Raw genomic sequence first — 14207 nt, 5'->3', positions numbered from 1 at the left:
GACCAGGGATGTTGCATGTCTGGTACTTTTTTTTCCTATATCACTCAGGCGTTACAGTCTGTTCCCGGACTGGCTATCTTTCTGGCCCTGACATTTGGCTATGCCATCGGGCAGATCCGCCTTGGGCCGATCCAGCTGGGTGGCGTCTGCGGCACGCTGATTGCCGCGCTGCTGATTGGTCAGCTGAATATTCCCGTAGATACCGGCATCAAAAACATCTTCTTTATGATGTTCATTTTTGCGCTGGGTTACAGCGGTGGCCCGCAATTCTTCGCCAATCTGAATGCCAAAGGCATCCGCCTGGGTCTGTTCTGCCTGATTGAGGTGGTGGCGGTGCTGGCGCTGGTGCTGACCGCCACGGCGGTGATGCATCTGGATCCGGGCACTGCGGCGGGGATGATGGCCGGTGCCGCGACTGAATCTGCCGTGGTGGGCACCGCCACCGACGCCATTTCCCGCCTGGATTTGCCTGCCAGCGACATCCTCCGCCTGCAGGGCAACGTCGTGACCGCTTATTCCATCACCTATATCTGCGGGCTGATCACCATCGTCATCGTTACCAGCCAGCTTTTTCCCCTGTTCCTGCGCGTTAACCTGCGCGAGGAGGCGGACAAACTGTGGCTGGAAATGGGCGGGCGGGTCGAAACCGACGGACAGTCTGCGGCACCGACCATCGTCGGACGCGGTTATCGGGTGGATGCCGGCGCCGGTTATACCGTGGCGGCAATCCAGCAGCGGCTGGGCCAGCAAAGCAGCATCGTACGGGTGCAGCGTCATGGCCGACTGCTCGGGCTGACCCCTGAGCTGAAGCTGCGCCGGGACGATCGCGTGCTGCTGGTGGGCTATCGCGGATCGCTGATTGAGACCGCCGCGATGCTGGGCCAGGAGATGCCGGATACCACTTCGATGGCCGCTGCGCTGGAAACCTACCATGTGGTGCTGCTGGCACCGGCGATGGCCAACCGGCCTTTGCAGGAGGTGACCTTGCCCGCTGGCCTGCATGTGGCCGCCATTCAGCGCGGCGATGCGATTATGCCGGCCTTACCCGCAACCCGCTTACAGCTGCATGACATCCTGCAGATTTACGACACCACGCCCGGCGGTGGCCGCAGCTCCGGCGCCCAGCTCAGCCATATCGGCAAAAGGATGCCCGACAAGCTCGCCAGCAACCTCGGCATTGCCGGGCTGGCGATTGCCCTCGGCACATTGCTGGGCAGCTTTAGCCTCAACATCGGCGGCATTCCGTTCTCAGCCGGAACCGGCGGCGGCGTGCTGGTGGTCGGACTGGTGCTGGGCTGGTATCACGCCCGTCGTGCCGATCTGCATACGGTGAATGCCGATGCGCTGGCGCTGATGAAGGATTTGGGCCTGGCGGGCTTTATTGCCGGGGTCGGCCTGTCATCCGGCCCGCAGGCGATGGCGCTGATTATGCAGTACGGCTTTAGCTTGCCGCTGCTGGGCATTGCCATCGCAGTGATCCCGGCGTCTCTCTCCCTGTTGGTTGGGCACTTTTGGCTCAAACTCAGCGCCCCGGTGTTACTCGGGGCTATTGCCGGGCAACAGTGCAGCACGCCTGCACTGAGTGCCATCCAGAGTGCCTGTGGAAATTCCACGCCGCTGCTGGGTTACACCATCACCTACGCAATTTCGAATGTCGTGCTGCCCCTGATGGGGCCGTTAATTGTCGGGCTGGCCAGTTCTCTCCAGCCTGTTTAGCTGTCAGGACTCTTCATTTTGGTAACTGAGGTAGGCATATGAACTGGTTGCATGAGTTGTTCCAAAAGTCTCCCGAAATCGCGCTGTTTCTGTCGATTGCGGCGGGGTATTACCTCGGCAAGATCAAATTTGGCAAGTTCCAGCTGGGCGGGGTGGCGGGTTCGCTGCTGGTTGCCGTGCTGGTCAGCCAGGTGGGCGTGGAGATCGATGCGGGGGTGAAATCGGTGATGTTTGCCCTGTTTATTTATGCGGTGGGGTACGAGAGCGGGCCCGATTTCTTCCGTTCCTTAGGCAAGCAGTCGATCAAAGAGATCATTCTGGCGGCGGTGCTGGCGATTACCGGGCTGCTGACGGTGGTGGTGTTAGCCAAAGGCTTCGATCTGGATAAAGGGCTGGCGGCCGGCGTCGCGGCGGGGGCATTAACCCAGTCAGCGATTATCGGTACCGCCGGTGATGCCATCACCAAGCTGGGGCTGGGGGCCGATGAGGTTCAGCGCTTACAGGGCAATGTGGCGATCGGCTATGCGGTCACTTACGTCTTCGGATCCTTCGGCGCCATTCTGGTCTGTGTGAATTTGCTGCCGAAATTTATGGGCCGCAGCATCAAAGAGGATGCGTTAAAGGCTGAAAGCGCCATCCAGTCCGGCGTGCAGGTCTACGGACCGGGCCAGGAAGCCGCCGCGCCCGATCTGGTTGGCAGGATTTTCCAGTTGCCGCCAAATACTTCCACCACCGTTTCCGCCCTGGAGAGCGCTCCAGACGTGGCGATCACCATCGAACGGGTGAAGCGGGAAAAACAGGTGATGGAGCCGACGCCGGATCTGCAACTGCTGGGTGGCGATATCGTGCTGGTGGTCGGCAAACGTAACGCCGTGGTCACCGTAGCCCCAACCCTCGGCAAAGAGCTGCACGCCGAGGAAGGCATGGAACTGACCATGCAGCGGCGTGAAGTGGTGATCACCAGCAAGAAACTTGAAAACCGCACCTTTGGCGATATTCGTGCTGCCGCCGCGCAGGACGTGCGTCATGGGATATATGTCTCGCAGATTACCCGCCAGGGTAAAGCGCTGGCGCTGGAGCCGGAAACGGTGCTGATGCTGGGCGATGTGGTCACCGTATTTGGCGCGGAACAGGACGTCAAACGCGTGGTGGACCTGATTGGTCATGCGATTGTGCCAAGCGCCAAAACTGACTTCGTTTATATGGGCGCAGGCCTTGTGGTTGGTCTGCTGGTGGGGTTACTGACCGCCAGAATCGGCTCGATTCCGCTGACGTTGGGCAGTGGTGGCGGGGCGTTGCTCTCCGGCCTGCTGTTTGGCTGGTTCCGCTCCCGTCGGCAGTCCTTCGGCTATATGCCGTCCGGCGCGGTGCAGATCCTGAAAGATCTGGGTCTGGCGGCGTTTGTGGTGGTGGTCGGGATTTCTTCCGGCCTGCAGGCGGTGCAAACCGTCGAGAGCCAGGGGCTGAAGCTGCTGTTAATAGGCGTGGTGGTGACCATCCTGCCGTTAGTGCTGACCATGCTGTTTGGCCGCTACGTCCTGCGCTACAACAACACCGCCATTTTCGCTGGGGCGCTTAGCGGCACCCGCAGCGCGAACCCGGCTTTTGGTGAGGTGCTGGATAAAGCCGAAAACACCGTGCCAACGGTGCCATTCGCCATTACTTACGCGCTGGCCAACGTTTTCCTGACCTTACTGGGACCGCTGGTTGTTGCACTGGTTTAACGAGATGTCGTCCTACAGGTAGCCTGCCCGGAGGTTTCCGGAATGGCAATTTGCTTTGTCAATGATGCTTCAAGGAGTAGTGACATGAATTTTAGCGACCCGGAAAAGCTCGCGCTGTTGAGCCCTTTTGAACTGAAAGATGCTCTGATGCAGCGGGCGGTTCAAAGTAACCAGTTGATGTTGAACGCTGGCCGTGGGAACCCCAACTTTCTGGCTACCACCCCGCGCCACGGTTTTTTCCAGTTTGGCTTATTTGCAATGACCGAAGCCGAACGCTCCTACATGTATATGGATCATGTCGGCGGCTTTCCGAAGCGTGAAGGTATCGAAGCGCGGTTTGAACTGTTTGCCAAGCAGCATGAAAGTGTCCCCGGCGTGCGTTTTATCGAATCGGCCGTGTCGTATATTCGCGACCAGATGGGCCTGGATGCCGGGGATTTCATTTATGAAATGTGTGAAGCCATCCTGGGCTGTAACTACCCGGTGCCGGACCGCATGCTCAAGATGAGCGAAGAGATTATCGGCAAGTACATCCATACCGAGATGATCGGCAGCTATCCGTTTGTCGGTAAGTTTGATATGTATGCGCTGGAAGGCGGCACGGCGGCGATGACCTACCTGTTTGCCAGCCTGAAGGCCAACCATGTGATCAATGAGGGCGATACCATCGCGCTCGGGATGCCGATCTTCACCCCGTACATCGAGATCCCCGAGCTTAGCGATTACAACCTCAAAACCATCCATATTGACGCGCCGCAATCCAATAAATGGCAGTACACCCACGAAGAGCTGGATAAGCTGCTCGACCCGAAAGTGAAGGCGTTCTTCCTGGTGAACCCAAGCAATCCGCCGTCGGTAAAAATCGATGAGGACACGCTGCAATACATCGCCGAGATCGTGAAAAAGCGGCCTGACCTGATCATTCTTACCGATGACGTGTACGCCACCTTCGCCGACAACTTTGTCTCGCTGTTCGCCATCTGCCCGTATAACACCATTCTTGTTTACTCCTTCTCGAAATACTTTGGTGCCACCGGCTGGCGCATGGGGATTGTGGCAACCCATGAAGACAATATTATCGACGCGGCGATTGCCGAGTTACCGGAAGCCAAAAGTAAGCAGCTCGACAAGCGTTACAGCTCGATTACTACCGCACCGCGTAGCCTGAAGTTTATCGATCGCCTGGTCGCCGACAGCCGCACGGTAGCGCTGAACCATACCGCCGGGCTGTCGACGCCGGTGCAGGCGCAGATGACGCTGTTCTCAATTTTCTGCCTGATGGACGAACCGGGCGCTTACAAAGCCGAAATGAAACGCATCGTACTGCGCAGGAAAGAGGCGTTGTATCGCGAACTGGGCCTGCCGATGCCGTATGACAACAATTCGGTACGTTACTACCATCTGCTGGACCTGGAAGAGCTGGCCGAGCAGATGTACGGTTCCGAGTTTGTGATATGGATGCTGGGCAGGTTGAAACCGAACGAGGCGCTGTTCCGCCTGGCGGAAGAAACCGGCGTTATCCTGCTGCCGGGCCGCGGGTTCGGCACTCCGCACCCGTCATGGCGCGTGTCGCTGGCTAACCTGAATGAATATGACTACGCCAACATCGGGAAAGCCATCCGCAGGCTCTCTCAGGAATACTATGAGAAGTTTGTCGAGGCGACCAATGCCGACGTCCCGTCGCCTGCCGCTAAAGCAGTAAAAACGGTGAAAGCGGCCGGCGCAATCCCGAAACCGAAGGCTAAGGCTAAGAAAAAGTCATAGTGGGTTCGGGATAAAGTGAGGCTGGCAGCGCCGTTTGGGGCTGCCTTTTTTATGGGGTGCGGGAGGTGAAATCAATGGATGGCGTCATCGCAATGCCGTTTGAGGTGTAATAGACGGAACTGGTGAAATGGTAGATCTTGCCGCTCAGGTTGATACTGATTCGGTTTCCCCATTTGTTGACCTTCGCATCCGCGGTATCCGCCGTCAGGAAGGGCGCAACATGGCCGAGTGCTTTTAGCGGGTCGGTTTTTAATTCTGCAGAAATGTAGTAACGGTAGACATCAGACACCGTTGCGCCGCCCTGATACTCCGTTATATAAAGCCAGGTGTCCGGGCCGATCTGTTTCGCTGATAGCAATGCATCGTCATAAGGCGGGCCCATTGTGCGCTGATAGGCTAAATAGCCGAGGACCAATAGCAACAAGAGAAGCGTCAGGATTCGGTGTGTCCATTTAATAACCGTGCTGGGTGACATAATCTATTCCTTGAAGTGCTGAAGGTTAGGCGCAGATTGATGTGCTTAGCCATAACCTTCTTTTTTCCATTTAGTCATACAGCCAACGACCGGCCTTCGCCGATTCAGCCAGCATTTTTAAGGTAAGTGGTTTCGGTTCAGTCCACTTCCTCTTTTTGTCCTTTGAACGCAGAAAATTCAGAAGCATAAACACCCCTTCATTCGGCCAGTAGTTAGTGAATGAGAAATTGCCCTTATCGACATGGAATTTGTCGAAGTATTCAACGAGGATGTCTTCCCCATCCTCCCAGCACCATGGGTAATCACCTGTAGAAAGGCTGGTCTCCAGGGTAAGAGTGGGGCGCTTGAAGGAGAGGAACAGGGGCTTATTCCATCGTTCCTGATACCAGGCTAATAACTGAGCGCCAGTGCTGCTCATTTCTGGCATGGGAACTGCGTGGGATGGGGGGTTGTTGACTGTGTCCATGGCTACTCTTCGACTCCTGTCTGGTGGAGTGGCAATCCTATAACCGTGTGGGGCATGTGGGTAGGGGTTTTGGGCTGGAGTTTTGTGAAGTGTGCGCGGTTTGGCAAATTTAGCCCGGCGTGCGAGGACGTAATTTAGCGGAGTTTTCTGGGTGTTCCTTGATGAAGCCCAACGGCAGCTAAATGTTGATGATGTGATAGCACTTGCCCTTTTCATCTTGGGTCAACCAACGAAAACCACCAGAGGAAAGCCAGCTGGAGCAACAAAAGGAACCAGCTTCTTAAGCCAGAATTTAAGGCGTTGGATCAATATTGAAGTCGGTATGCAATTGCCTACGCTTACCAATGGTTCGATAAAAAGAAGAAAATTCAGCTATGTCACTAATTTAGGGGCTTTTACAGGGCGTTGGATCCCTATCCTCGGTATTATGTTCATTATGAATGACGTGATGACCATCGCCTGGAGGGCAACGAATACATTTAATCGTATTGCGAGGGAAGAGGACAAATTATGGGGATGAGTGAAGCTAAGGCAAAGGAGGTCTTCGACTGGTATGACGAGCATTGGAACTTGCCCACGCCCTTCAGTAAAAAGCGACCTCTTACTCTTGATACCAGCCTCAGCACGGGCCGCTACCCTTGGGCACGCGAGACAGGCGATGACATTATGAAGGATTATTTTTCACGCTTTGGTGTTGATGATACAAACTTCGATTTCATCAAATACTGGCCATACGAAAAAGGGTTGATCCCTAATTTCCTGCGACCTCGCTCAATGCAGATAGAGGAAAAGGAGCCTGAGGAACTGACTATTACCATGCTGATTGAATCAGCCAAAGCGGGCCGTTGGCTCTATTGAGAGGCATTGCGCCTGTTTGGACAGGCATAGCCATTTCATCGACACTCAAAACCAGAAACAAAAAAGCCACCCTCTAAAAGGTGGCTTAATATCCTGATTTAACAGGGTAAATTTGGTGGCCCCAACTGGACTTGAACCAGTGACCAAGCGATTATGAGTCATCAAATAGGCATGTTTTGAATTGTTCGTTATTGTCTCTTTTGTATTTTTAATTGTCTATAATCAATGAGTTATGAAGTTAATTTGCTTCTAATTGGTTCTATAATTTCCCCATTGTACTATCCTGACCTGACCCAAAATGGGCAGTGGGTCAGGTCAGGTGAGTCAAACATCAGTTAGTAATATGTCTCTGATTGAGGTGTCACTGAGTTAGCGCATTAAGGATAGTCAAATATGTACTTGTAGGAGACCGGTGAAAAAACGGCGCACTTTAGGTATTGCAAATTTAGATGACCCTTTAATACAGATTTGTTCTCGTTCAATCCCCTATCATCGTGTGGATGAATGTCTAGTGCTCAATGAAGATAAATCATCTAATAGCTTGATTCGTGATATTTTTCAGATGTTAAGGCTAAAAAATATGGGAAAATTGTTTTTTTTGACCTTTATGTAATGTAAGGTAGGCTAACACCATGTTTACTATGTAAAAATGGTGTTTATAATAGCGTTCACAGAGGAGTTTTTTATGTTTTCTGAATCAGAATTATCAATGTGGGATGTTGCACCTAAGGATAGACCTACAAAAATGAATGCGAGTGAAATAAATGAAAAATATGAGCGAGGAGAGCATAGAATTGTAACTGAGACGAATAATGAGAAATTGCCAAATTTCGTTCAGGCGCTTGAACGGCAAAATTATATGGAAATCAGACCATTTTACCAAAGAAGATCTCGCTGGGATGAGGAAAGACAATCGAAACTTATTGAATCCTTCATAATAAATATTCCTGTCCCACCAGTTTTTTTATACGAGAAATCTTTTGGGGCTTATGAGGTAATGGATGGTCAGCAGCGAATCACAGCCATATCAGATTATTACAACAATCGATTTAAATTAACCGGATTGGATTTATGGCCTGAATTGAATGGGATGTATTATGCTGATCTACCTAATAAAATTAAATCTGGCCTTGATCGTCGTTCTATTTCTTCAATCGTTTTATTAAAAGAGTCAGCTCCGGATGAAGAAGATGCAATATTTTTACGCCAATTGGTTTTTGAAAGATTAAACACAGGCGGAGTACGCCTTGAAAGGCAGGAAATAAGAAACTCTTTAAGTAAGGGGTTGGTGAATGACATGCTTTTCATACTTGCAAGAGATGATCTTTTTAGGAAAATATGGGGACTTCCTGTTTTTACTCAAGAGGAGGAAATAAATCATAAATTGGAGATTTATGAGGAATCTTTTTATAAAAAAATGGAAGATCTTGAAGTTATTTTGAGGTTTTTTGCTTTAAGACATTTACAGCATTTTAAATATGGGATTCAGGGGTTTTTAGATTTGTATTTAATACGTACGAAAGAATTTACGCATAATGACGTTGACGTATTGAAAGATATATTTTTGAAAACACAATTTTTAGCTTATAGCATCTATGGTGATGATATTTTTAGGTTGTATAGAAACGGCGATTTTTACGGTCATCCAGTGAAAGGGGTTTACGATGCAGTAATGGTTTCATTTAGCGAGCGATTAGATGACTACGATTTGATAATCGATAACAAAGAATCAATTTTAAAACAGACAATTGAAATTTTCGATGCTAAGGGTGTTTCATCTTTTACAGGGCGAGCTAGCACTAAGAAAGACATTGAATTAAGAGTAAATGATTTTCGACAGATATTGATCAATGTAATTGGAAGATAATTATGCTCGAAGTTATCAAGGATAATACAGAAAAAGATATCATAGTTGTTTTGGATGTTTTTAATGATATTTATTCTGGACTGGGAAAAGTATCACAAATTAAAGTGACAAAAATAAGGCAATACGCGTACGCTACGGCCGTAACTCGTCTATACGCAATTTTTGAAGACTTTATCGAAAAAATACTTTCGTCATATTTGGATTATTTGTCAGAAAACAAAACCTATGCGGATTTATCTCCTGGTCTAAAGAGGGAGTATAGGATTGGGTTCTCTCATGTTTTGAGTAGAATAGATCAACCTAGATTTAGCTCTCTCAATCATGAGGATTTAATAGAGAAATATCATAGAGCCATTAATGAAAGTGTCTCTAATTATCAATTTATTGCAGAGGCATTGTTAAGGCATGATAATAATTTAAGGCCTAATGTTATATTTGAGCTTTTTAGCCGGTTAGGGTTAACTGGTCTTGAAAGTTGGCTAATTATGTCTGCAAAAGAGTATGGTTTATATGACAGTGAGGAAAGGATTAAGGAGCAGTTTGAGTCAGAGCTTAATAATTTCATTGAAGTTAGAAATGATTCCTCACATGGTGTGCCTGAGCAAATAGGGAGTCAGAGTATACTCCAACGGCACTGTGAGTTAATTTTTTTATTAGTTAGCAGTATTACGTCCTTTGTTGAAAGGGAGATTTTTATTCTTTTACAACTAGCTGGAAAAACTTTCAAGATTGGTAATGTAACTGAGGTATTTAATAGGGTTGGGGCATCTGTGGCTAAAGTTAATAAAGAATCGGTTATAAGCTTGGGGGTGGATTATGTGTTTGAAGATTCTTTTAATTTTTACACGCAAAAATTTAGTGAAGTGAAATTAAATGACGATGACGTGGGTGCGGAATTTTCAGTATTGGATAATAATGTGGAAATAGGAATAAAATGCGACAGACTTCCTAAGAAAAAAACTAACATACATATTTTTTTGTAAGCGAAAACAAGGCGAAGTCATGAGCCTATCTGTAATTCTGTGTAACTACCAACTCGTTAAAAGTGATCGCTCAGGCGGTCACCGAACTCGATAATAAAACGACTCGTTGCAAGCCGCCAGTTCTGTATCGGTATACTCCATTTTTTCGACGCATGCTTGATCGCCAGATAAATAACCTTTCGTACCGAGTCATATTTCGGGAACACTTTGCGTTTCTTAATCGCTGCCCGGATCCAACTGTTCAGCAATTCGATAGCGTTTGTGGTGTAGGGCTTTGCGGATGTCCGGCGGATAGCTGAACTGATCTTACCCCCCAAAAGTGGCTACTCGACTATAAATGAGTACCCCTCAACCTGAGGTTTATGACTCATTGCAATACAACATCAACTGCATTAATGACCAATACCCGTAGGTTAACTGTTTCATGAGCAACGTCCCCCTTGTTTAAGGATAGCGTTGCGTCGAACCGTTGAACTCACAGCACAAAGCGGACGTTTACAAAGATTATGTCCGAGTGGGAAAAATGTCAGAACATCAGGACGACTACCACTTAGTTTGCCTCGGGCATTTCAAGCGAATAGGAGCGAAACGCGATCACCTCTTCCTCCATCCGGTCTTTAATTTCTTTCATGCGCTCCTGCAAAGGTGTCAGCTCATTCCTGACAAATACCTGTGATGCCCTCACCGCATCCCCGAGTTGTCGGGGATAATCCCCATCATCTGCGGCGGCACACGGTGCGCGTTTCGCAGGCCGTCGCGGCTGGCCTTTTTGATGTTAAAGAAATCATCCTTTGGAGCCACTTCGCTGAGCGGCAGGATTTTGATTCCGTCCGGTTACCGTTTGGCACGTACATAAACAGGTTGCGGAAGTTGCCCAGCCCTTTTTTATCGCGCATCGCCTGACGCATCCGGTCAACGTCGCTGCTGCTTTGCGCCGCGTCGGTCATATACAGGATGTAACCGGCGTGCGCCCCGTTCTGGTAATACTTGCGGCGAAATAGCGTGGCCGCTTCATTCAGTCAGGCGGAGTTCAGCGCGCTGAGGTATTCCGTCGGGACTTAAAGATCCTGATTTATGTCCGGCTAAATTAGATGAAACACGCTGCCGGCTAAAAACAGATGCGGCTTTTTCCAGTCATTCATAAAACATCGGGTGTGGGATAAGGTTGAGGCCAGAAAATTGCCCCTATTGTAAATAGGTGGGCTGTGAGCAATGCCGCACAGCCTTTTGCCTGCCCGTGGAAGTTCATCGAAGGCATGTACCAGTATCCGTTGATACTGCCCGTGAAAGCGTGTTTTGGTTGTTTGTATCTGAACAGTTGTTTCATCGAGTGTTAATTGGCGGCAAATAAGGACGAAAATTATGCGGGGACAAAAAAAGGACATGACACGGTGCAACAAAAAAGCCACCCTCAAAAAGGTGGCTTAATGTCCTGATTTAACAGGTAAAATTTGGTGGCCCCAACTGGACTTGAACCAGTGACCAAGCGATTATGAGTCGCGTGCTCTAACCAACTGAGCTATGGGGCCTGAGGCGCAGGATTATAATGTAACTCGGTGGTGCAATCCAGCAGTTATCATCCGGTTGGCTAATTTCCAACCAGGAAAACGGGTGGAATAACAACCTCTTCGCCCCTTACCCTTGTCCCGACAACGGTTTCCGCTACGTCACTAAGCCACAGCGATCCCCATACAGGGTACTCGTTCCCCGCACCCAACATCCCTTAGCGATAGCGAGATGCAGACTGGCTGAGCGATAAATCCGGCAGCAGCGCGGCGCGGGCGGCATCGTAGGCTTCCCAGTTTTCATATTTCTCCAGCGATGGGATGGTCACGCTCTCGCCTAAATCCAGCCCGGCCAGTGCCGCATCCACCATGGTGTCGACTTCCATCAGCATATGCGCCGGCAGCTCGTCGGCGGAACGGCCGGAACGTTCGAAGATTTCGGTGCGGGTTAACCCTGGCAGCACGGCCTGCACACGTACGCCGTGAGGTTGCAGCGACGCTTCCAGCGAACGGCTGAAGTTCAGCACGAAGGATTTGGTGCCGTTGTACACGCCGTTAGACATTTCATGCACCAGCGAAAGGACCGAAGCGATGTTGATAATCGTGCCCTGTTTGCGGTCTTTAAAGGCGTTCGCCGCCGCATGCGCCAGTCGGGTAGGGGCGAGCACGTTAAGGATGATCATCCGCTGTACGCTGTCGATGTCGTTATCCAGGAAGTCGCCGGCGACGGTCATGCCTGCGTTATTCACCAGCAGCGTGATGTTGGCATCGCTGCTCAGCCGTTGTTCGACGCGCGCCAGATCCTGTTGGTCGATCAGATCGGCGGCCAGCACCTCGGCTTTCACGCCGTAATCTGAGGAGAGTTTTGCGGCCAGCGCCTCAAGTTTCGTTTTGTCGCGTGCAATCAGCAACAGGTCGTAGCCGCGCTGTGCCAGGCGTTGTGCGTAAAAAGCCCCAATCCCTGCCGATGCGCCGGTGATCGCTGCTGTGCCTTTAGATGCGTTCGAAATGGTCATGATGCTCTCCTGAATATGATGGTTATCATTTGGTGTTGAGGCTTAATATGATGGTCATCATATTGACTGTCAATAGCGCCAAAATGGCGGTTTTAGCCCGTCCCTCGTCCATCCATAAAATTTAACGTAGATCTTTCATAAAGATAGGCGAGCAATGCCCAACGCCACATTGAATATGATGATCATAATAATTATTATGATAGTCATATCTTGTTAAACGCTGAGCTAAACTCCCTGTATCTGGCTCAGGCGTTCAGCTGCACAATTCCGCGCAAGCCGATTACCGATCCCGTCCCGGAGGCCCCATGTCAGAAGTTATCACCCATAAAGAACGCACCCGTCAGCGAATCCTGGACGAAGCGGCCGCCATCATGCGCGTCGTGGGCACCGAGGGCATCGGTGTGGCGGCGCTGATGAAGCGCGTCGGGCTGACGCACGGCGGGTTTTATGCGCACTTCACCTCGCGTGATGATCTGGTGGCGAATGTTATCGACCGGATGTTTAATGAAACCGGCGAACGGCTGAATGCCTTGTCGCCGCTGCCGGAAGGCGCTGCGCGGCTGACTTGCCTGATCGATCTTTACCTTTCCCCTGAAGCCCGCAACGCACCGGAGCACAATTGCCCGATGCCTTCGCTGGCGGGCGAAGCCAGCCGTTTGCCGGACGAGGCGCGGGCACGCTTTACGCTGGGTATTCAGGAAATGCAGGCGCTGATCGCCCATTCGCTGCAGGCGATGGGGCATCCACAGCCGCAGCCTCTGGCCTCCTCGGCGCAGGCCGAGTTGATCGGCGCGATGGCGATGGCGCGAGCGATTCAGGATGACGCGGTGGCCGGGCAGTTGTTGGCAGATTCCCGCAGCCAGCTCAAGCTTCGGCTGGGCCTGAACGGTGATGCGCATGGCTGAACCTCAGGCGCTGGAAACCGAGCAACGGCGCAAGAAAATGGCGGCGCTGATTACCCGACTTGCCCCCAATAACGGCTATACCCGGTCCGCGCTGGATGATGTGCGCCTGCTGCGTTCCGACAGGCCGCTGGACCATACGCCGGTGCTGTATGAACCCTCGATTGTCATCGTTTGCCAGGGCTGCAAGCGCGGTTATTTGGGGGATGACGTCTATGTTTATGATGCTCAGCATTTTCTGGTGGTCGCGGTACCGCTGCCCTTTATCAGCCAGACCGACGCCAGCGTGGATGAGCCGATGCTGGCGGTGGCGCTCAGGCTGGATTTTACGGTGCTGGCCGATTTGCTGCTGACCTTAAAATTGCCGGTTCCCCGCCGTCATGACGCGGTCAGCATGCTCTCTTCGCCGCTGGATGAGGCGTTGGGTGACAGCGTCATCCGTCTGCTGGAGGTGCTGAGTTCGCCGCAGGAAAGCCAGGTGCTGGGCGCGGGGATCGTGCGTGAGATTTACTACCGGGTGCTGGTCGGCGATCAGGGTGGCACCTTACGCGCGGCGCTGGCGCAGCAGGGGTATTTTGCGCAGATTGCGCGGGCATTACACATCCTGCAAAACCGTTATAGCGAGCATTTTGAGGTGGCCGATCTGGCAAGCGAAGTGGGCATGAGCGTGGCTACTTTCCATGCCCATTTCAAAACGGTGACCCAAAGCTCACCCATTCAGTACCTGAAATCCACCCGGCTGCATCAGGCACGACTGTTGATGGTGCGTGGCGGAATGTCTGCCGCCACGGCTTCAGCGGAAGTAGGTTACGAAAGTCCTTCGCAGTTCAGCCGCGAGTTTAAGCGCTTCTTTGGTCGTAGCCCGGTTCAGGAAGCGCTGTATATGAAAGAAATCCTGCGGCTGGAACCGGCCATTGAGATGGCGGGCTAA

At 51.2% G+C, this 14207-nt stretch carries 11 protein-coding genes, 1 tRNA gene and 3 pseudogenes; 9 read left to right on the top strand and 6 right to left on the bottom strand.

Annotated features, from left to right (window positions below; genetic code table 11):
* The first annotated feature begins 15 nt into the window (after positions 1 to 15).
* From aspT (AC0IXH_RS14860) to AC0IXH_RS14850, 3 genes are all read left to right on the top strand, one after another.
* The gene (aspT, locus tag AC0IXH_RS14860) at positions 16 to 1716 is read left to right on the top strand and encodes an aspartate-alanine antiporter (RefSeq protein ID WP_471720643.1); all 1701 of its coding nucleotides are present in this window, start codon (positions 16 to 18) and stop codon (positions 1714 to 1716) included.
* A gap of 38 nt (positions 1717 to 1754) precedes the next feature.
* The gene (aspT, locus tag AC0IXH_RS14855) at positions 1755 to 3440 is read left to right on the top strand and encodes an aspartate-alanine antiporter (RefSeq protein WP_471720642.1); all 1686 of its coding nucleotides are present in this window, start codon (positions 1755 to 1757) and stop codon (positions 3438 to 3440) included.
* A gap of 84 nt (positions 3441 to 3524) precedes the next feature.
* A complete protein-coding gene (locus tag AC0IXH_RS14850; protein ID WP_106381786.1) occupies positions 3525 to 5204 on the top strand; it encodes a bifunctional aspartate transaminase/aspartate 4-decarboxylase in 1680 nt (559 codons plus the stop codon).
* 49 nt (positions 5205 to 5253) lie between these two features.
* Here AC0IXH_RS14850 and AC0IXH_RS14845 read toward each other — a convergent pair whose 3' ends face one another.
* Both AC0IXH_RS14845 and AC0IXH_RS14840 read right to left on the bottom strand, forming a co-directional pair.
* Positions 5254 to 5679, bottom strand: a complete 426-nt coding sequence (locus AC0IXH_RS14845) for a hypothetical protein (RefSeq protein WP_471720641.1) — start codon at positions 5677 to 5679, stop codon at positions 5254 to 5256.
* A gap of 70 nt (positions 5680 to 5749) precedes the next feature.
* Positions 5750 to 6145 (bottom strand): DUF1493 family protein, encoded by a 396-nt coding sequence (locus tag AC0IXH_RS14840; RefSeq protein WP_471720640.1) that lies wholly within the window; start codon positions 6143 to 6145, stop codon positions 5750 to 5752.
* A 145-nt stretch (positions 6146 to 6290) separates the two neighbouring features.
* On the opposite strand from AC0IXH_RS14840, the pseudogene AC0IXH_RS14835 reads away from it, so the two are divergent.
* From AC0IXH_RS14835 to AC0IXH_RS14820, 4 genes and pseudogenes are all read left to right on the top strand, one after another.
* A pseudogene (locus AC0IXH_RS14835) lies at positions 6291 to 6665 on the top strand (STM2901 family protein); the annotation flags it as partial.
* Entirely contained in the window at positions 6662 to 7003 is a 342-nt protein-coding gene (locus AC0IXH_RS14830) for a DUF1493 family protein (RefSeq protein WP_471720639.1), read from the top strand. The pseudogene AC0IXH_RS14835 and the gene AC0IXH_RS14830, both read left to right, overlap by 4 nt.
* A gap of 685 nt (positions 7004 to 7688) precedes the next feature.
* Positions 7689 to 8870 (top strand): GmrSD restriction endonuclease domain-containing protein, encoded by a 1182-nt coding sequence (locus AC0IXH_RS14825; RefSeq protein WP_471720638.1) that lies wholly within the window; start codon positions 7689 to 7691, stop codon positions 8868 to 8870.
* A 2-nt stretch (positions 8871 to 8872) separates the two neighbouring features.
* A complete protein-coding gene (locus AC0IXH_RS14820; RefSeq protein WP_471720637.1) occupies positions 8873 to 9853 on the top strand; it encodes an MAE_28990/MAE_18760 family HEPN-like nuclease in 981 nt (326 codons plus the stop codon).
* A 56-nt stretch (positions 9854 to 9909) separates the two neighbouring features.
* Here AC0IXH_RS14820 and AC0IXH_RS14815 read toward each other — a convergent pair.
* The 4 genes and pseudogenes from AC0IXH_RS14815 to AC0IXH_RS14800 form a co-directional block, all read right to left on the bottom strand.
* A pseudogene (locus AC0IXH_RS14815) lies at positions 9910 to 10153 on the bottom strand (transposase); the annotation flags it as partial.
* Between the two features lie 250 nt (positions 10154 to 10403).
* A pseudogene (locus tag AC0IXH_RS14810) lies at positions 10404 to 10998 on the bottom strand (phage portal protein); the annotation flags it as partial.
* Positions 10999 to 11305: 307 nt separating this feature from the next.
* Positions 11306 to 11382: transfer RNA gene (locus AC0IXH_RS14805), tRNA-Ile, on the bottom strand.
* A 194-nt stretch (positions 11383 to 11576) separates the two neighbouring features.
* Positions 11577 to 12374 (bottom strand): SDR family NAD(P)-dependent oxidoreductase, encoded by a 798-nt coding sequence (locus AC0IXH_RS14800; RefSeq protein ID WP_471720636.1) that lies wholly within the window; start codon positions 12372 to 12374, stop codon positions 11577 to 11579.
* A gap of 305 nt (positions 12375 to 12679) precedes the next feature.
* Here AC0IXH_RS14800 and AC0IXH_RS14795 point away from each other — a divergent pair, with 305 nt between their 5' ends.
* Together AC0IXH_RS14795 and AC0IXH_RS14790 are read left to right on the top strand one after the other, a co-directional pair.
* Complete coding sequence (locus AC0IXH_RS14795; protein WP_471720635.1) at positions 12680 to 13279, top strand: TetR/AcrR family transcriptional regulator; 600 nt, start codon at positions 12680 to 12682, stop codon at positions 13277 to 13279.
* Positions 13272 to 14207 carry an AraC family transcriptional regulator gene (locus AC0IXH_RS14790; RefSeq protein ID WP_471720634.1) on the top strand — a complete coding sequence of 312 codons (936 nt, stop codon included), beginning with the start codon at positions 13272 to 13274 and terminating at the stop codon, positions 14205 to 14207. The genes AC0IXH_RS14795 and AC0IXH_RS14790 overlap by 8 nt, the downstream gene beginning before the upstream one ends.

This window comes from Erwinia sp. AC075 (assembly GCF_979253995.1).
The sequence above is the reverse complement of the archived record's forward strand: the minus strand, read 5'-3'. Positions and strand labels throughout refer to the sequence as shown.

Bases quoted from the DNA above. Each gene is read 5' to 3' on its own strand.
- aspT (WP_471720643.1), top strand. From the start codon at position 16: ATGTCTGGTACTTTTTTTTCCTATATCACTCAGGCGTTACAGTCTGTT.
- aspT (WP_471720642.1), top strand. From the start codon at position 1,755: ATGAACTGGTTGCATGAGTTGTTCCAAAAGTCTCCCGAAATCGCGCTG.
- AC0IXH_RS14850 (WP_106381786.1), top strand. From the start codon at position 3,525: ATGAATTTTAGCGACCCGGAAAAGCTCGCGCTGTTGAGCCCTTTTGAA.
- AC0IXH_RS14845 (WP_471720641.1), bottom strand. From the start codon at position 5,679: ATGTCACCCAGCACGGTTATTAAATGGACACACCGAATCCTGACGCTT.
- AC0IXH_RS14840 (WP_471720640.1), bottom strand. From the start codon at position 6,145: ATGGACACAGTCAACAACCCCCCATCCCACGCAGTTCCCATGCCAGAA.
- AC0IXH_RS14830 (WP_471720639.1), top strand. From the start codon at position 6,662: ATGAGTGAAGCTAAGGCAAAGGAGGTCTTCGACTGGTATGACGAGCAT.
- AC0IXH_RS14825 (WP_471720638.1), top strand. From the start codon at position 7,689: ATGTTTTCTGAATCAGAATTATCAATGTGGGATGTTGCACCTAAGGAT.
- AC0IXH_RS14820 (WP_471720637.1), top strand. From the start codon at position 8,873: ATGCTCGAAGTTATCAAGGATAATACAGAAAAAGATATCATAGTTGTT.
- AC0IXH_RS14800 (WP_471720636.1), bottom strand. From the start codon at position 12,374: ATGACCATTTCGAACGCATCTAAAGGCACAGCAGCGATCACCGGCGCA.
- AC0IXH_RS14795 (WP_471720635.1), top strand. From the start codon at position 12,680: ATGTCAGAAGTTATCACCCATAAAGAACGCACCCGTCAGCGAATCCTG.
- AC0IXH_RS14790 (WP_471720634.1), top strand. From the start codon at position 13,272: ATGGCTGAACCTCAGGCGCTGGAAACCGAGCAACGGCGCAAGAAAATG.